Here is a 17,162-nt window from a genome sequence, read left to right as displayed (position 1 = left end):
GATCTTGGTAGCGAGTGGTCGCTATAGCAGCCACCCGCTACCAAGGTCTTCAGGTGCGCCAGCCGGCGGCTTTGAGGGCGGCGCGGAGTTGGGAAGCGACGGAAGCTGGGGCTTGGCGTAGGGCCCAGGCGGGGAAGCGTAGGACACGGTCGCCCGCGATCCACAGGTCGTTCTGACGTTGCATGTCGGCCCAGGCGTGCCGCGGATCGGAGTGTTGACTTCCGTCAACCTCGACGTGGATGCGCCACTCTTCCCAGTAGGCGTCCAGGTAGCGTCGGCGACCGGCCGCGTCCCGGCGGACCAACTGGCGAGCGGGCGTGGGCAAGCCATGGACTTCGCACAGCCGGGCCAAGTTGATCTCGGCGAGTGAGTGAGCTCCACCGGCGGCGTCCCGCGCCGTCTGCAGGATCAGTTGGCGGCGGCGGGCGCGGCAGAGCCGGCCCAGCACCGCCTCGACGCTCCTCAGCGCAACCAGCCGTTGTTGGAAGCAGGCCGCGATCACGATCCGCGCATGGTCGTCCGACCGTGCCCACTGCGCCGCGTCGATGATCGACCGTGCCATTTTGGTCCGTGGTGGCCGGCCATTGATGAGCACGTCGGCGGCATCCAGCCGAGTGCTGCGGTGCACGACAACGTCCGGCCCGAGCCCGGGTCGACGGCCGGCGGGCACCAGCACGTGAATCTTGTCGTCCTGATGGCCCCGGAGACCGCCGGCCTCAGCGGCGCTCAGACCAGCGAGCGTCGCGCCGTCACCGGCGGCCAGCACGGCGATCCAGCGGCGCTGACCAGGTGTGATCGGTCCGTTGTGCGTGACCAGGACCGACCGGTGCGGCTGCTGCCACTTTCCCGTCTCGACGCGGTGGCGGACGGCACTGCGGGAAAGGCGGGCGACGGCCTGCGCCATGGAGACTACTGAGTTCACCGGGCCAGGGTGGCGGACGTCGCCTGCCTGTGGACAAGCCTGTGGATAACTAGCCGAGGACGCGGTCCAGGTAGGCGTTGGTGAAGGTGCGGGCCGGGTCGAGCTCGTCGCGGACCGCCACGAAGTCGTCGAACTTCGGGTAGGCCCGGCGCAGCGATTCCGCGTCGCGGTAGTGCATCTTGCCCCAGTGCGGCCGGCCGCCCAGGGGCTCGCACACCGCCTCGAACGCCCGGAAGTACGGCTCGTACGGGCTGCCGCTGAACTGGTGCACCGCGATGTACGCCGAGTCGCGCCCGTAGCCGTGCGACAGCCAGATGTCGTCCGGGCCGGTGAATCGCACCTCGACCGGGAACTGCACCTTGAACGGCAGAGCCTCGATGATCCGGGGCAGCGCCCCCAGCGCCTCCCCCAGGCACTCCCGGGGGATCTCGTACTCCATCTCGGTGAACCGAACCCGGCGCGGTGTGCAGAAGACCCGGTCCGAGCGGTCCGTGTACGTGCGGGCGGTCAGCGCACGAGCAGCGACGGCGCTGATGCCCGGCACGGTCGCCGGGACAGCCCGGCCCAGCCGGCAGGCGGCCTGGAAGACCGTGTTGGCCAGCAGCTCGTCGTCCAGCCAGCCGCGGAACGCCGACAGCGGCCGGTCCGAGACGGGCACCTTGTTGTTGCGCTTGAGCTGGGCCCGGTCCGTGTACGGGTACCAGTAGAACTCGAGGTGATCGTTGGTCGCGATGCCCTCGTCCAGGCTCGCGAGCACCTCGGTCAGCGGCATCGGCCGTTCGTCGGCCAGCAGGATGAACGCCGGTACGCAGCGCAGCGTCACCTCCACGAGGACACCCAGCGCCCCGATGCCCAGGCGGGCCGCGGGGAACAGGGGCGAGCTCCCATCGATGCGCCGTACTTCGCCCGTACCGGTGACCAGGGTGACCGCCTCGACGCAGGAGGCGAGCGTGGAGTGGGCCTGACCGCTGCCGTGCGTACCGGTGGAGATCGCGCCGGCGACCGTCTGCTGGTCGATATCGCCCAGATTGGGCATCGCCAGGCCGTGCTCCGCCAGGAGCCGGTTGAGCCGGTGCAGCGGCATGCCCGCCTGCACCGTGACCAGGTCGCCGTCGACCGCGACCGGCTCGCTCAGCCGGTGCAGCAGCAGCCGCCGGTCGTCGGCGACCGCGATCGCGGTGAACGAGTGCCCGCTGCCGACCGCCTTGACTTTGTGTCCGGTGGCGGACGCCTCCTTGACGAGGGCGGCCACCTCGTCGACAGTGCCAGGGGTCAGGACCTCGGCGGCCACGGAGTGCTGGTTACCGCCCCAGTTACGCCAGTGCAGAGACATAGTCATTCCGGCTTTGTCCTCCCGACGAGCGGACAGTCGCACAAAACCGGGAATGCCGCGTGTCCCCGGCGTCCCGTCGATGCATCTCGCTCGTTGATCCGAGTAACGTTCCCATTATCACTGCTGAGAGGGAGTGGCGACGCGTGTCGACACCAACCGTCACCACCGGACCGCTGCGGCGGGTTCCGGTGCAGGGCAGAAGCGTTGCCCGGGTCCAGCGCATGCTCGACGCCTGCGCGGAGCTGGTGGACGAGGTCGGGTACGAGGGCCTGACCACGACCCTGCTCGCCGAGCGGGCCGAGGTCGCCATCGGCTCGGTCTACCAGTTCTTCCCCGACAAGCGGGCCATCGTCCAGGCCCTCGCCATGCGCAACATGGACGCGTACCTGCAGTCGCTGTCGGCACGCTTCGCCAACGAGACGTTCGCCCACTGGTGGGACGGCGTGGACGCGGCGATAGACGCCTACATCCACATGCACCGCAGCGTGCCGGGCTTCCGGACGCTGCACTTCGGCGACGTGGTGGACCTGCACCTGCTCGACGCCGAACGCGACAACAACGCGGTCATCGCCGACCGGCTGGCCGAGCTGCTGGTGGAGCAGTTCCAGCTGATGGACCGGGCGCGGCTGCGCTTCGCCCTGCTCATCGCCGTGGAGGCGTCGGACGCGCTGATCAAGCTGGCGTTCCGGCGCGACGTGACCGGCGACGAGGCCGTGCTGACCGAGGCCAAGGCGCTGATCAGGGAGTATCTGCACCGGCACGTGCCCGCCTGAGTCAACCGAGGAACGCATACCCCTCTCCCCGGTACGTCGGGGTCGGCGCGGCCGTGTCGCCGTCGACGAGGTGCACCTCGTTGACGTGTTCACACAGCTCGCCGGCCTTGGCGTGGCGGAACCACACTCTGTCGCCCGGCCGCAGGTTCTCGGCCGCGGCGCCCAGCAACGGCGTCTGCACCTCGCCGGCGCCCTCGTCGCCGCGCATGTGCAGCCCCTCGGGCAGCCACGGGGTGGGCTGGCGGGACGGTCCGGTCGGTCCGGAGGCGATCCAGCCGCCGCCGAGCACGGTCGCGATCCGCGGTCCCGGCCGGCGGACCACCGACAGCGCGAAGAACGCCGCCGGGGTCGGCTGCCAGGCGCGGTACCCGTCGAACAGGGTGGGTCCGAACAGTCCCGAGCCGGCGGCGACCTCGGTCACCGACGGGTCGGCGGCGGTCAGCGCCATGCTGCCGGTGCCACCGCCGTTCACGAACTCCAGGTCGGCGTGCTCGCGTACCGCCCGGACCGCGGCCAGCCGGCGGCGCAGCAGCTCCGGCAGCGACCGGCGCTGCATCATCCGGATCGCCCGGGCCCGCAGGGCCTGCCCGGGCGGGGCGTCGCCGAGCCCGGCGATGTGCGCCTCGTAGGACATCATCGCGACCAGCCGGAAGCCCGGCCGCTTGACCAGCCGGGCGGCCAGCGATCCGGCCTGGGCCGCGGAGTGCACGGGGGAGCGGCGGACGCCGATGTGCAGCGGCCCGGCGGGCCGCCAGGAGGCGTCGAGTTCCAGACAGATCCGCACGTCGGGCCGCCGGCCCGGCGCCACGACGGCATCGACCAGGTCGAGGTGGGCCGGGTGGTCGACCATGATCGTGATCGCGGCGGCCAGCTGCGGGTCGGCGGCCAGCTGGGCGATCGCGGTCCGGTCGACGCTGGGGTACGCCACCAGCACGTCGTCCGTGACACCACTGCGGACCAGCCAGATCGCCTCCGGCAGGGTGTACGCCATCACGCCGGACCAGCCGGGGCGGGCCAGCACCCGTTCGAGCAGGGACCGTACGCGGACCGACTTGCTGGCGACCCGGATCGGCTTGCCGCTGGACCGGGCCGACAGCGCGGCGGCGTTGGCGTCGAAGGCGGCCAGATCCACCGCCGCCAACGGCGTCTCCAGGCCGTCGGTGGCACGGTCCAGGCGTTTCTGCAGCGCACTGCGTTCGGCGATCACAACGGCAACTTAACGGGTCCCGGCCTTATGCGAAACACCTTCATTTTTGCGCCACCCGAATGAGCGCTCCCGCGGTCTGTCAGGGGCGCCCGTTAGAGTGCTTCGAGCAATGACCACGGGGAGGTAGGGCCATCGACACCGAAACGAGCTCGGCACGCAAGGAGGCCAGCCCCCCGGTGGACCTCTCCGGGGCGGCGGCGCTGCGTTCCGTCCTGCGGATCCGCCCGTTCCGGCGGCTCTGGCTCGTGCTCAGCGTGGCCTCGTTCGGCGACTGGATCGGCACCCTGGCCACCGCGCTGTTCGCCTCGCAGCAGGTCACCGGCAGCGTGGCGCAGGGCAGCGCCTTCAGCAGCACGATCGCGATCCGGCTACTTCCGGCGCTGCTGCTCGGCCCGATCGCCGGCGTCATGGCCGACCGGTTCGACCGGCGCTACACCATGGTCATCTGCGACATCCTGCGCTTCTTCGTGTACGGCTCGATTCCGGTCGTCGCCCTGCTCAGCGACTCCGGTGGCCTCATCGTCACCTGGGCGGTCATCGCCACCTTCATCGGCGAGACCGTCACCCTGATGTGGATCCCGGCCAAGGAGGCCGCGGTTCCCAACCTGATCCCCAAGGGCCGCCTCGAGGTCTCCAACCAGCTCACGCTGATCACCACGTACGGCATCACCCCGATCCTGGCCGCCCTCGCGCTCGCCGCGCTCGACGGTGTCGTCCGCGGCCCGATCGGCGGCCTGCCGGACTGGGCCGAGCCGGTGCAGATCGCGCTGTGGATCAACGCCTTCTCCCGGGCCGCCACGGCCGCCGTCGTCTTCTTCGGCATCAAGGAGATCAGCGAGGGCCACCGCGAACGCAAGGAGAAGAACGCCGAGACGTCGATGTTCCGCCAGTTCGTCGAGGGCTGGAAGTACATCGGCGGCACCCCGTTCGTCCGCGGCCTGGTGCTCGGCATCTTCGGCGCGTTCGCCGGCGCGGGCATCGTGATCGGCACCGCCCGGTTCTTCACCGCCTCGCTGGGCGCCGGTGACGCCGCGTTCTACCTGCTCTTCGCCACCCTGTTCATCGGCCTGGCGGCTGGTATCGGCCTCGGCCCGATGGTCGTCAAGGAGCTGTCCCGGCGCCGCTGGTTCGGCATGAGCATCGTGCTCGCCAGCGGCGCGGTCGGCTTCCTGTCCGTGGCGTTCCACCTCTCCATGGCGCTCTTCGGCGCCCTGTTCGTGGGCGCGGGCGCCGGTATGGCGTTCCTGGCCGGCGTCACCCTGCTCGGCGGCCAGGTCAACGACGAGGTACGCGGCCGGGTCTTCGCCGTCGTGCAGATCGGCGCCCGGCTCGTCCTGCTGCTGGCGATCTCGCTGGCCGGTCTCCTGGTCGGCCTGGGCAGCTCCCGGACCATCTCGGCCGGCAGTGTCTCGGTCGACATCTCCTCCACCCGCATCCTGCTGCTGGTCGCCGGCGTCATCGGGGTCTGGACCGGGATCAGCGCGTTCCGCCAGATGGACGACAAGCGCGGCGTGCCGGTGCTGGCCGACCTGTGGAGCTCGATCCGCGGCCGCCCGCTGTCACCGGGCGAGGACTTCACCCGGCAGGGCATCTTCGTGGTCTTCGAGGGCGGCGAGGGCGCGGGCAAGTCGACGCAGGTCACCCGCCTGTCGGAGGCCCTGATCGAGGCCGGCCACGACGTGGTGGTGACCCGCGAACCGGGCGCGACGGACATGGGCGCGCGGATCCGCAGCCTGGTGCTGTCCAACGGCGAGGGCGCCGACGCGCCGTCGCCGCGCGCCGAGGCGCTGCTCTATGCCGCCGACCGGGCCCATCACGTGGCCACCGTCGTGCGCCCGGCGCTGGCCCGGGGCGCGGTCGTGGTCAGCGACCGGTACGTGGACTCGTCGCTGGCGTACCAGGGGGCCGGCCGCACCCTGCCGGTCCAGGAGATCTCCTGGCTGTCGTCCTGGGCGACCGGCGGCCTCAAGCCGGATCTGGTGGTGCTGCTCGATGTCGACCCGACCGTGGGGCTGGGCCGGGTCGACAAGCGTGGGCTGGGCACCGACCGGCTGGAGAGCGAGTCCCGGTCCTTCCACGAACGCGTCCGCTACGCCTTCCTCGACCTGGCCTCGGCGGACCCGAAGCGCTACCTGGTGCTGGACGCGGCCCGGCCGGCGGACGAGATCGCGAACGCGGTCGCGACCCGGCTCAACGCGATGCTCACCGAGGGCGACGACAGCCACCCGGACCCGGCGTCCACGGCGGTGCCGCCGGGCCCGGACCTGAACGCGCCGGACCTCGCGGACACGATGGTGGTCCCGCCGCACGCGGGCCCCGACGAGACGCTGGTGATGCGCACGGGGTCGGGCGCGGTGGCGACGAGCGGCTCGGACGAGACGATCGTGGTCCGGCCGGCCTCGGCCGCCGGCCCGGACGACACCATGGTGATCCGCCCGGGCGCCGGCCCGGACGACACGATGGTGGTCTCGTCCCGCACCCCGGACGCGACGATGGCCCTGCCCTCCGACGCGACCACGGCTCTGCCGTCCGACGCGACCATGGCTCTGCCGCGGTCCACGCCGGATGACCCGAACGCGACCGTGATGGTGTCCCGGCCCGCGTCGGATGACCCGAACGCGACGGTGATGGTCCCTCGGCCGGTGTCGGACGACCCGAATGCGACCGTGGTGGTGCGCCAGCCTGATTCCGACGATCCGAACGCCACGTCGGTTTTCCCGGCCGGCGGCTCGGACGAGACGGTGGTCGCGCGGCCGGCCTCATCCGGCAGCGAGTCGGACGAGACGATGGTGGTCCCGGCCGCCGGGGCCGTCTCCGCCACCAAGGACACCGCCGCCGCCGCCACCGAGGACGAAGACGAGGAAGAGACGCCGATCGAGGTGCTCGAGGACCTCACCGGCAACCGGGCCCGGGCCGCCGATGACGACACGCCGCCGCAGGTGGGCGGCAAGCCGTGAGCGAGCGAGAATCGACGCCATGAGTGTGTTCGCCGACCTGGTCGGGCAGGACGAGGCCGTCGAGACGCTGCGCCGGGCCGCCGCGGCTGCCGCCCGGATCGTGGCCGGTGGTGCCGACGGCGGGAACGGCGCCATGACCCACGCGTGGATCTTCACCGGTCCGCCCGGATCGGGACGCTCGGTCGCCGCCCGGGCCCTCGCCGCCGCCCTGCAGTGCGAGCGCGACGGCGCCGGCTGCGGCGAGTGCCACGGCTGCCACACCGTGCTCGGCGCCACCCATGCCGACGTGCGTTTTGTGGTGCCCGAGGGCCTGTCGATCGGCGTCAACGAGATGCGCGCGCTGGTGCTGCGGGCCGGCAGTGCCCCGTCCGGCGGCAAGTGGCAGGCCGTGGTGATCGAGGACGCCGACCGGCTCACCGAGGCGGCCGGGAACGCGCTGCTCAAGGCCATCGAGGAGCCTCCCCCGCGTACCGTTTTCCTGCTCTGCACCCCGTCGACGCACCCGGACGACATCTCGGTGACCATCCGCTCGCGGTGCCGGGTCGTACCGTTGCGGCAGCCGCCCGCCGAGGCCGTGGCCGAGGTCCTGGTCCGCCGGGACGGGATCGCGCCCGACGTCGCGGCCTGGGCCGCGGCCGCCGCGCAGGGCCACGTAGGCCGGGCCAAGCGGCTCGCCAACGATCCGGAGGCCCGCGGCCGCCGGGAGGCCGTGCTCGCCGTGCCGCGCCGGCTGTCCAGCGTCGGTGCCTGCTTCGACGCGGCCTCGGCGCTGATCGAGGCCGCCGAGGCGGAGGCGGCGACCGCATTCGCCGAGAACGACAGTACGGAACGCGCGGCGCTGGAGCAGGCGCTCGGTGCCGGCGGTACGGGCCGGGGCGCGGCCGGAGCGATGCGGGGCGCCGCCGGTCAGCTCAAGGAGCTGGAGAAGAAGCAGAAGTCCCGGTCGACCCGCTCGCAGCGCGACGCGCTGGACCGGGCGCTGGTGGACCTCGCCGCGTTCTACCGCGACGTGCTGGTCACGGGCCTGAAGGCGCCGGTCGCCGTGGTGCACCGGGACACCGCCGAGCAGGCGGCCGCGGCAGCCGGCAAGTGGACGCCGGAGAGCACGCTGCGCCGGCTGGAGGCCGTGCTGGCCTGCCGCGAAGCCATCGAGCAGAACGTGAAGCCGAAGATCGCCGTGGAAGCGATGATGCTCAATCTCTGGCGCGGGTAATCCACAAGGGACGCGGCGGGGGATGCGCGACGGTCGGGCGACCGGGTACGGTCGCGGTGCCGTAAAGCAACCAAGGCGGTACGCCCGGTAAGGAGCCTGTGGATGCCCCGCGAGATCGACGAGGCATGGATCGACGAGGCGATCGAACGTTACCGCCGCCTCGACGTGCTGCGGGCCGAGTTCGAGAAGGCGGTCGCCGGCCACGTGGTGTCGGTGCATTCGCCGGACGACTCGATCGAGGTGCTGGTCACCGCGGCGGGCGACATCACCGACGTACACATCCGTGGCAGCCTGCAGCACCGCACGGCCGCCGACCTGGCCCGGGAGGTGCAGGCAGTGGTGACCACCGCGACCGAAGCGGCCCGCTGGGCCCGGGAGAAACTGCACGACGAGGTGTTCGGGGCGTTCCGATCGCTGGGAGACCGCTGACATGGAGAAGCTGGCCGAACGCCTGGAGTCGGCGGCCGACGCGCTGACCACAGTGGACCGCTCGCTGTCGGCGCATGCCTCGTCGCCGGGTGCGTTCGGCGCCGACGACGAGGGAGTGCCGGGCCGGCTGGGCCGCCAGCTGCACGACCGGTGGCTCGAGGTGCTCGCCGCCCGCTCCCGGGAGGCGGCGGCCGCGGCGGTCCACCTGACCACGCTGGCGGCCGACGTACGGCTGACCGCCAAGGTCTACACCGAGACGGACGACGAGGTCGGCCGCCGAATCCGCCGGAGCATGTGATGGACCGGCTGGATCGCTTGCTGGCCACGGCCGGGCCGCTGCTGCGCCGGGTCGACGACGTCCTGGCCACGGTCGGCGCGCCACCGGAGCACCGGGTGTGGATCCAGCTGCGCCGGGTCCGCCTGCTCCCGGGCGACGCGGCAAGGGCGGTGGCAGCGCTGCGCCCCGACGAGCTCGGGGAGGCTGCGCCCGAGCTGCGCGCGGACGCCCGGGCCTACGCGGTGCTCGCGGCGTCACTGCCGGCGCCGGGGGAGTGGACCGGGACGGCGGCCGATGCGTACGACGGCGCCCGGCAGCGCGCGGCAGCACACCTCAGCGGCGGCCCGGACAGCCTCGACGAACGGTTGCAGGCGTCGGCGGACCTGGCGGATTCGCTGGTCACCTGGATGCGGTCGGCTCGCGACGCACTGGCGGAAGTCCTGGCCGAGGTGCTCAGCTCCGCCGAAGCGGTGACCCTGGCGGCGACCGAAATGGACCTTGCCACGCCCCGCGAGCAGGAAGCGGCGGCGGATGTCGCGGTGAAGGTGCTGCAGGCGGTCGCCGACGGGTACGAGCCGGGCGCCGAACTGTTGCACACCTCGACCCACCTGGCCGAGCCACTGGTGGCTGTGCGGTGACGACGGGCGCCACGCTCGGATAGCCGGTTCCGAGCGCGGCGCCGCGTCCCCTGCACCCCCCGCAGGTCCACGTCACACTCAACGCCTGCGGTGGGTCTTTGTCGCCCGGGCGCCCGGGGAACGAGCCGCTCGTCCGGGCAGAACGGCACCTGCGGACGGCAGTTGTCACCTCGATGGACCATGTCCGGCCGGCTCCCAGGTCAGGGGCGGGGGCGGCCGCGCATACCGAAGATCAGAGCTGCCGCACCCGCGATCAGCAGCGCGACGCCGGCCAACGCCAGCACGTCCACCCGCGGACCGGTGATCGGCAGGCCACCGCCGTCGCCGCTGACGACTCCGGACGGCCCGCCCGCGGGTTCGGGGGCCACGGCGGCCACTTCGAGCAGTCCCATGTCGAGGTCCAGGACGACGCCGGTGCGGTTGGGGATGCTGTCGTCGTACGCCTGACGGTCCGGGCCCTTGGTGATCGCGATGGTCATCGCGGTGGCCTTCGCGGCAATGGCGTGACCGGAGACGGCCTGGCGCACGTCGCCGAGCGAGATCGCGACGGTCGTGCCGGGACCGGTGGCCGGCGCGGCCTCGGGGTCCTGGCCGGTGCCGGGATCGGCGATCGGCGGGACGCCGGGGATGGTCGGCAGGGGGAGGGGCGGGACGGGGCTGAGTGCGCCGGCTCCCGGCAGGCCGGAGAAGAGTCCCTTGCCGTTTTTGTCCCGATCGCTGGCGAGCGCGCCGGGCTTGCGAACGTTGTCGTTGCTCGCGCCTGGTGCTTCGCCGCCGCCCTTGTGGACGCGCTTGTCGTCGGGACCCGCCTGGTCGGTGCCGCCGTGGTCGTTGCCCTTGTCCGTTTTGTCGCCACGGTTGCCGGCCTTGCCGTTGTCCGGGTCGCGCTGGGCCACGAGGCGGTAGGACGGACTGCCGTTACCGTCGTGAGCCGCACCGTTGTAGTCCTTGCCGCTCCCGGTTTCGTCGTTTCGGGCCTTGCCCTGCCCGGCAGCCGCTTCGCCGTTCGCATCCAGCCGCAGTTCCAGGCTGTCGCCCGCGGTGTCCAGCCGAGCGGTCCCGAACCCGTCCCCGGACACCTCGATCACCGCCGGCTCGTACCGCACCTCGCCGCCGTCCGCGCCCGACATCGTGGCCAGCAGCGACGGCGGCTTGACCACCTTGACCGTGACCGCCCCGCCCAGCAGCTGCACCTTGCCGCCGGCCATGGAGGCCGCGGCAACAGCCCGCGCGGCCGGCCCGCGCCGCTCCATCGCCGTCGTGCTCAGGCCCGAGACCTTTCCGGGTAGGCGAACCAGCGCAGCATCCCCGCCGTCGAGCACCCCCGCCCGCCGCAGCACCGCCTCGGCCCGGGTCGCCTCACCAGCAACGTTGCCGCAGGCCATCCTGGGGTCCCACTGGGCGTGCACACTCAGCTCACTCGCGCCGAGCCGGAACGGGCCCACCTCGGTGGCCTCGTGCCTGCGCTGCTCGGGCTTCTTGTGACTGGGCGGAGCCGTCTGCTGCAGTACCTCGGCGAGCGCCTTCTGATCCGCCGGACCGCCGTCGAGGACCCGGCCCAGCGCCGCGGCGTTGACCGGTGCCTGCGCGACCAGGGCGGACTTCGCGTCGCCCACGCCGACGTCCTTGATCGGCTGGTCGTCGCGGCCGGCCGGGCCGAGGTCGAGGTGGGCGATGCGCATGAGCTGGGTGCCGGACTGGGCGGCGTACCGCAGGGCTTGTTCGCAGGGTGCGGGCGCGGCGGCCGCGGGCAGCGGCACGAGCAGGGCCCCGACCACCCCGAGCGCGGCGGCTTTGAGCCGGGCCCGGGTGGTGCTGGGAACGCCCTGGTCGGGCTCGGCGGGTGTCGCAAGATCAACCCGTGCTGGCACGGCGGGCATCATGAAAAAGTCCTCCCCCAAGGATCACCGCAACGAGCGGCGTCTACGGGATGGCCCAACGAGAGTCAATGCCAGGGGTTGCGCTGATCTATGTAGTTCTGCGCTATTTCGCACCGCCGGTCCGTCGCCGTAGGGTGTGGTCATGGGCATGCTCTGCGCCGTCAGCTTCAACCGCTACGGCCGTCTCTACTACCTCGACCCGGGTGAGTTCTCGCCCCAGGTCGGCGACCGCGTGCTGGTCCCGACCGACGACGGACCCGAGGTGGCGGAATGCGTCTGGGCGGCGCAGTGGGTCAGCGAGGACACGGACGGTTTCCCCAAGGTCGCCGGCCTCGCCGACGACCGCGACCTGCGCCGCGACGAGCTGCTGCGCAAACGCAAGGCCGAGGCGAAGGTCGCGGCCAAAAAACTGATCAAGGCCCACGAGCTCCCGATGAAGGTCGTGGCCGTGGACCACGTCCTGGAGCAGGCCGGTACGGGGGGCGCCCGCACCACGATCTACTTCACGGCCCCGCACCGGGTGGACTTCCGTTCCCTGGTCCGCGACCTCGGAGCGACCCTGCACTGCCGGGTGGAGCTGCGCCAGCTGTCGGCCCGCGACTCGGCCCGGGTCCAGGGCGGCATCGGCTCCTGCGGCCGAGACCTGTGCTGCGCGACGTTCCTGACGGACTTCGAGCCGGTGACGATCCGGATGGCGAAGGACCAGGACCTCCCGCTGAACCCCCTGCGCATCTCCGGCGCGTGCGGCCGCCTGATGTGCTGCCTCAAATACGAACACCCCCTGTACCAGAAGTTCCAGGCGTCGGCGCCGGCCGTGGGCAGCCGGGTGACGACCCCGGAGGGCGACGGCAGGGTGGTGGCCCACAGCGTCCCGAAGGACGCGGTCGTGGTCAGGATGGACGCGGACGGCTCCCGCTGCTCGTGCAGCCGGGCGTCGGTGTGCGGTCCGCGGCAGGCGCACGACGAGCAGTACTCCTGAGCGACCGATCCGGCGGTCCTCGGCGGCGCGGCGGCCCTGCGGCGCGGCGGCCTGGTGGCGCGGCGGCCTGGTGGCGCGGCGGCCTGGTGGCGCGGCGGCCTGGTGGCGCGGCGGCCTGGTGGCGCGGTGGCCTGGTGGCGCGGCGGCCTGGCGGCGCGGTGGCCTGGCGGCGCGGTGGCCCGGTGGCCTGGCGGCCCGGTGGCCTGGCGGCCCGGTGGCCCGGTGGCCCGGTGGCCCGGCATAGTGCGGCGGCCCGGCATAGCCTGACGTCATGAGGGTCGTGGTCATCGGCGGCAGCGGGCACATCGGCACGTTCCTGGTCCCGCGACTGGCCCGCGCCGGTCACGAGGTGATCAGCATCAGCCGCGGGCAGAGCTCCAGCTACACCGATGATCCGGCCTGGCAGCAGGTGCGGCAGGTCAGCGGGGACCGGGAGGCCGAGGACCGGGCGGGCACCTTCGGGGATCGTGTCGCCGGCCTTCGCCCCGACGTCGTCATCGACCTCATCTGCTTCACCCTCGACTCCGCGACTGCCCTCGTCGAGCGGCTGCGCGGCGAGACCGGCCATCTGCTGCACTGCGGCTCGATCTGGCGCGCCGGCCCGAGCGGGAAGTTCCCGATCACCGAGGACAACGCGACCCCGCCGCTCGGCGAGTACGGCATCGCCAAGGCCGCCATCGCCGACATGCTGCAGGCCGAGACCAGGTCCGGCGGATTGGTCACCACGTCGCTGCATCCCGGCCACATCGTCGGTCCGGGCTGGCACCCGATCGGCCCGCTCGGCAACCTCGACCCTGGGGTCTGGGCCAGGCTTTCCGCGGGGGAGCCGATTGACGTGCCGGGGATCGGTGCCGAGTTCATGCACCACGTGCACGCCGACGACGTGGCCCAGGCCTTCGAGGCCGCCGTCGACCACCGAGCTGCCGCCGCCGGACAGGACTTCACCGTCGTCGCACCCTCAGCGCTCAACGTTCGCGGTTACGCCGAGATCGCCGCGTCCTGGTTCGGCCGGACGGCGGAGCTGCGCACGGTGACCTGGGAGCAGTTCCGCAGCAGCTCGAGCTCCGACGAGGCCGCCGAAGCCAGCTGGGAACACCTCTCCCGCAGCCACTACTTCAGCATCGACAAAGCCCGCACGCTCCTCGGATACACACCGCGCTACGAGCCGGAGGACGCCGTCCTGGAATCGGTGCGCTGGCTGATCGACCATGACCAGCTCGCCGTGGCCGTCCCGCTCAAGGTGTAGTCCCCTCCCTACAGCTCTGCCGTGCCGGGTGCCACCGGAACCGACGACGGCGCCGGATGGGCCGGGCCGTCCACCACAATCGGTGGCTCGATCAGATGAGTCAGCAGCGGCTCCTCCGGGCGAAGCCACGAACTGTCCGGCGCCGCGTGAGGGTTGGCCGTCCACTGCCGGCAGATCTTCTCGACGCCGATCGGGTGCACGGTCAGCGTGCCGTCCGCCGCGATATGCAGGCGGAGGAAGCTTTTGGCGTCCTCGATGCCCTGGCCCGCGAACAGCTCGTTGACGTTGACGTCGAAATAGCTCGCGATCAGGAGATAAAGCGCCAGCAGCTGCGTCGCCAGGTAAGCGATCAACGGCCCGTAGAGCACCGCAGCCACCGCCAGCGGCCCCGGCCAGGCCCAATCTCGGAACGGCAGCTGCAGCCACACCCAGGTGCCGCCCGCCGCGAGAGCTATCTGGGCGAAGCCGTGGGCCAGGCCCAGGATCCAATGCCGGGCGTGTTTGTCGGAGCTGGCGCCCGGCGGCTGCGCGAACAGCACCGTGCCGGTCAGGATCAGCACCAGCATGAATACCAGCGGGATGCTGAACAGCCGCTGGATCGTGCCGCCCTGGCTGGCCGCGCCCGCCATGGCCAGCATGGTCAGGGTGTGGACGATGCCGAGCATCGTCGCGAAGCCGGTGTTGCGGGCCGGGAGCTTGCCGAAGACTCCCCAGCCCATCCGGCGGGACTGCGTGGCGCTGGGGAAGCGGGACGCCAGCGAATACTCCCGGCTGCGGCTGGCGCTGCGGGTCAGCGTCTCCTTCGGCGGCACGGTCAGCGTTTCCGGCAGCTGGTGCGTGCCCAGCAGGTAGGCGCCGCCGCCACCGCACGTGATCAGTTCGCGGTCCTCGCCGGTGTAGCGGGCGTAATGGTGCAGGTCGCCGGAGACGAGCAGGCGAACCTGGGCCCCGGTCGGCGCGAGGATGGTGCGGATGAAGTAGTCGACCGCGTCGTACGCCTCGGGCTTCTTGGCGGCCTTGACCCAGGTCGGCGACGGCGTCATCAGGATGATCCGGTCGTCGGGGCCGAGGTTGCCGGCGGCCTTCTCGAAGTAGAGCAGCTGCGGGTCGTCGATGTACGCGCCGAACTGCTCGTCGATCGCGAACAGCCACCAGTTGGCCGGCAACTCCACGGCGAAGTAGGAACGGCGCTGCTGGGTGCGCCAGCCGCCGATGTGCCCGTCCTTGCGGCGTGCGAAGAGGCGGAGGAATGCGGTGAGGCCGTCGTACCAGTCGTGGTTGCCCGGCAGGGCGAAGAGAGTGGGTCGCGGCCCGCCGGCCGGCGCCTCCGGCAGGGCCGCGCGGTACGGCCCTTTCATCCGATTTTCGTAACCGTCGCCGTTGGCGAGCGGATAGACCTGATCGCCACCCATGAGCAGCACCTGGCCGCGAGGCAGGACCCGGCCGTCGACCTCCAACTGTGGCTGCGCCAACAGGTACGCCACCGAGTAGGTCGCGTGGAAGCCGTCGCCCAGGTCGGCGACGTAGTCGAGCCACAGCTCACCGTCGGTGCCCGGCTGTTGGAAGGAGTCGCCGGAGAGGGCGTTCTGCAGCTCGCGCTTGTCGAGATAGGCGCCGAACAGGGTGGCCATCAGCGAGCGCAGACCGGTGCTGAGCAGGAGTAGCGGGGCCAGCCAGCCGACTGGCCGCTGGGGCGTGAACCCGAGCTGCTGCGGATCCATGCTCACCGGCCGCCGCGCCACCGAGGGCTCGGCCTCGGCGGACCGCCGTCGATGCCGCGGGGGCGGCTGTTGATCGGTCACGAGAGGCAGACTAGTCCGGGGGTATGACACCTGCCGTCCGCTTCCGGCGCGTCGCAGCCGGACCCGTTCAGGAGTACGACGACCGATGCAGTAGACTCAACGATCGTTGCCGCCTTAGCTCAGTCGGCTAGAGCGACGCACTCGTAATGCGTAGGTCGACGGTTCGATTCCGTCAGGCGGCTCCACGGTAAGGCCCTGACCAGCGGAACGCCGGTCGGGGCCTTACGTTTATCGATGTAGTTCTGAACCGCCCCCCGAACGGCACGTTCGTATTGCTTCTGGTCGAGCAGGAGGGCCAGTTCGCCGGTGAACGCGGCGGTCCGCGGGTTGCGTCGGCGGGCCTCAGCTGGGAACCCTTGGGTGGGGCAGGTTCGAGCGAGAGCGGCTGTGGGCTTGAGCCCTCACAGACCGCGGTGCCGGACCGATGATGGTCACGGTGGCGGCACCCCCGATCGGCTGCACCGATGAGGGTGTCTGCGCCCGCCGGTCTACGCCCGCGCCCGCATCAGTGCTCGCGGAAAGTGCAGACGAACCGTGGTACGGCCCGAAGTCGAGGACATGGTGACCACGTCGGCGAGTTGACGGGCCAGCCACAGCCCCCGTCCACCGGCAGTCGCGGCCAGCGGACGGGGACGGTAGTAGCCGGCGGTAGCCGGGATCTGCTGACTCCCGACGTCGTCGCATTGCACGAGCAGGGTGTCGTCGCGTTGCCAGGCGCGGGCCCGGACCGGGGCTGCGCCGTGGCGCAGCCCGTTGGTGGCCACCTCGATCACCGCCACGACGAGGTCTTCTGTCGCTTCCTCGGCGAAATTGTGCCCGACGGCCCAGGCACCCATCATCGAACGTAAGGCGCTCAGATCGGCGACCTCGCGCAGCATCACGTCGTGATCGACGAGCGGGGGCGCCGGCTGCATCGGCGTATCGTGCCGTTCGGCCAGGTAACGCTCCGGGGGCAGGTAGTGCGACGACGGCTTCAGCCCGTCGGCGGTGAGCAGATGTGTGTGCGTCGCCCGTACCCCATCGATGGTGGTGTCTGCGTGGTCGCGGCGGTCCCAGATGCAGGTCACCGCGGACCCGCCGATCGCGTACGTGTCGTTACAGGCCGCCTCGTACCCCAGATACGCCGTAGCCCGGTCGGCGCGGAATTCGGGACTGATGGCGCTGTTGAGGTCCGGTTCGGCGATCACGTGCACTCGGCGGCTGGCCTGATGCTGCGCGGCGAGATAGCGGCGGAACGCTTCGTACGCCGAACCGAGCCGCTGGTAGAACGCAGCGGGGTCACCCCAGCTCAAGATCTTTACCGGCAGGTCGGCACCGTCGGTCAACGCGGCGCGGGTGCGCTCGCCGACAACCAGCAGCACCTCGTCGTATATTTCCGCCGAGCGGTGCAACTCTGGGCCCAGCACGGACGGCAGCTCGACGTCGGCGCTGATGATGAATGCGGTGTGGGGGAATTTGTGCCCGCGCTGATCGGCCACTTCGTCCACGGTCATCGTCGGACCATCG

General features: G+C 71.6%; 13 protein-coding genes, 1 tRNA gene and 1 pseudogene. 9 read left to right on the top strand and 6 right to left on the bottom strand.

From position 1 onward, the window contains the following. Positions 1-49: 49 nt before the first annotated feature. Entirely contained in the window at positions 50-922 is an 873-nt protein-coding gene (locus tag ACZ6S4_RS19300; protein ID WP_465476253.1) for a DUF559 domain-containing protein, read from the bottom strand. 49 nt (positions 923-971) lie between these two features. Continuing rightward, positions 972-2,261, bottom strand: coding sequence for a D-arabinono-1,4-lactone oxidase (locus ACZ6S4_RS19295; RefSeq protein ID WP_465476252.1), 1,290 nt, complete (start codon positions 2,259-2,261; stop codon positions 972-974). Between the two features lie 137 nt (positions 2,262-2,398). On the opposite strand from ACZ6S4_RS19295, the gene ACZ6S4_RS19290 reads away from it, so the two are divergent. After that, a complete protein-coding gene (locus ACZ6S4_RS19290) occupies positions 2,399-3,028 on the top strand; it encodes a TetR/AcrR family transcriptional regulator (RefSeq protein ID WP_360819551.1) in 630 nt (209 codons plus the stop codon). A gap of 1 nt (position 3,029) precedes the next feature. Here ACZ6S4_RS19290 and ACZ6S4_RS19285 read toward each other — a convergent pair whose 3' ends face one another. Continuing rightward, a complete protein-coding gene (locus tag ACZ6S4_RS19285) occupies positions 3,030-4,235 on the bottom strand; it encodes an amino acid deaminase/aldolase (RefSeq protein WP_465476251.1) in 1,206 nt (401 codons plus the stop codon). A gap of 245 nt (positions 4,236-4,480) precedes the next feature. Between ACZ6S4_RS19285 and tmk the strand changes: the two are divergent. The 5 genes and pseudogenes from tmk to ACZ6S4_RS19260 all read left to right on the top strand — a co-directional run. After that, positions 4,481-6,565: pseudogene (tmk, locus tag ACZ6S4_RS19280) on the top strand (dTMP kinase); the annotation flags it as partial. Between the two features lie 646 nt (positions 6,566-7,211). Next, positions 7,212-8,405, top strand: a complete 1,194-nt coding sequence (locus tag ACZ6S4_RS19275) for a DNA polymerase III subunit delta' (RefSeq protein ID WP_465476250.1) — start codon at positions 7,212-7,214, stop codon at positions 8,403-8,405. 102 nt (positions 8,406-8,507) lie between these two features. Further along, positions 8,508-8,834: a YbaB/EbfC family DNA-binding protein gene (locus ACZ6S4_RS19270; protein WP_451909079.1), complete on the top strand. Its 327-nt coding sequence runs from the start codon at positions 8,508-8,510 to the stop codon at positions 8,832-8,834. 1 nt (position 8,835) lies between these two features. Next, positions 8,836-9,132: a hypothetical protein gene (locus ACZ6S4_RS19265; RefSeq protein ID WP_465476249.1), complete on the top strand. Its 297-nt coding sequence runs from the start codon at positions 8,836-8,838 to the stop codon at positions 9,130-9,132. Next, complete coding sequence (locus ACZ6S4_RS19260; protein ID WP_465476248.1) at positions 9,132-9,749, top strand: hypothetical protein; 618 nt, start codon at positions 9,132-9,134, stop codon at positions 9,747-9,749. The genes ACZ6S4_RS19265 and ACZ6S4_RS19260 overlap by 1 nt, the downstream gene beginning before the upstream one ends. A 200-nt stretch (positions 9,750-9,949) precedes the next feature. Here the strand turns inward: ACZ6S4_RS19260 and ACZ6S4_RS19255 are convergent, their stop codons facing one another. Further along, complete coding sequence (locus tag ACZ6S4_RS19255) at positions 9,950-11,620, bottom strand: hypothetical protein (RefSeq protein WP_465476247.1); 1,671 nt, start codon at positions 11,618-11,620, stop codon at positions 9,950-9,952. A 151-nt stretch (positions 11,621-11,771) separates the two neighbouring features. Between ACZ6S4_RS19255 and ACZ6S4_RS19250 the strand changes: the two genes are divergently transcribed. Next, the gene (locus tag ACZ6S4_RS19250) at positions 11,772-12,608 is read left to right on the top strand and encodes a PSP1 domain-containing protein (protein WP_360550984.1); all 837 of its coding nucleotides are present in this window, start codon (positions 11,772-11,774) and stop codon (positions 12,606-12,608) included. Between the two features lie 271 nt (positions 12,609-12,879). Further along, positions 12,880-13,854, top strand: coding sequence for an NAD-dependent epimerase/dehydratase family protein (locus ACZ6S4_RS19245; protein ID WP_465476246.1), 975 nt, complete (start codon positions 12,880-12,882; stop codon positions 13,852-13,854). A gap of 8 nt (positions 13,855-13,862) precedes the next feature. Here the strand turns inward: ACZ6S4_RS19245 and ACZ6S4_RS19240 are convergent, their stop codons facing one another. Continuing rightward, complete coding sequence (locus ACZ6S4_RS19240; protein ID WP_465476245.1) at positions 13,863-15,656, bottom strand: metallophosphoesterase; 1,794 nt, start codon at positions 15,654-15,656, stop codon at positions 13,863-13,865. A 108-nt stretch (positions 15,657-15,764) separates the two neighbouring features. Here ACZ6S4_RS19240 and ACZ6S4_RS19235 point away from each other — a divergent pair. Further along, positions 15,765-15,841 (top strand) — tRNA-Thr (locus ACZ6S4_RS19235). Between the two features lie 303 nt (positions 15,842-16,144). Here ACZ6S4_RS19235 and ACZ6S4_RS19230 read toward each other — a convergent pair. Beyond that, the gene (locus ACZ6S4_RS19230) at positions 16,145-17,149 is read right to left on the bottom strand and encodes an ATP-binding protein (RefSeq protein ID WP_465476244.1); all 1,005 of its coding nucleotides are present in this window, start codon (positions 17,147-17,149) and stop codon (positions 16,145-16,147) included. Between the last annotated feature and the right edge of the window lie 13 nt (positions 17,150-17,162).

The organism is Actinoplanes sp. NPDC051405 (assembly GCF_055586185.1).
This window is presented reverse-complemented; position numbering and strand designations above follow the sequence as displayed.

What these genes read in the sequence shown, in the direction of transcription:
- ACZ6S4_RS19295 (WP_465476252.1), bottom strand. Translation starts at nt 2,261, where the DNA reads ATGACTATGTCTCTGCACTGGCGTAACTGGGGCGGTAACCAGCACTCC.
- ACZ6S4_RS19275 (WP_465476250.1), top strand. Translation starts at nt 7,212, where the DNA reads ATGAGTGTGTTCGCCGACCTGGTCGGGCAGGACGAGGCCGTCGAGACG.
- ACZ6S4_RS19270 (WP_451909079.1), top strand. Translation starts at nt 8,508, where the DNA reads ATGCCCCGCGAGATCGACGAGGCATGGATCGACGAGGCGATCGAACGT.
- ACZ6S4_RS19265 (WP_465476249.1), top strand. Translation starts at nt 8,836, where the DNA reads ATGGAGAAGCTGGCCGAACGCCTGGAGTCGGCGGCCGACGCGCTGACC.
- ACZ6S4_RS19260 (WP_465476248.1), top strand. Translation starts at nt 9,132, where the DNA reads ATGGACCGGCTGGATCGCTTGCTGGCCACGGCCGGGCCGCTGCTGCGC.
- ACZ6S4_RS19250 (WP_360550984.1), top strand. Translation starts at nt 11,772, where the DNA reads ATGGGCATGCTCTGCGCCGTCAGCTTCAACCGCTACGGCCGTCTCTAC.
- ACZ6S4_RS19245 (WP_465476246.1), top strand. Translation starts at nt 12,880, where the DNA reads ATGAGGGTCGTGGTCATCGGCGGCAGCGGGCACATCGGCACGTTCCTG.
- ACZ6S4_RS19230 (WP_465476244.1), bottom strand. Translation starts at nt 17,149, where the DNA reads ATGACCGTGGACGAAGTGGCCGATCAGCGCGGGCACAAATTCCCCCAC.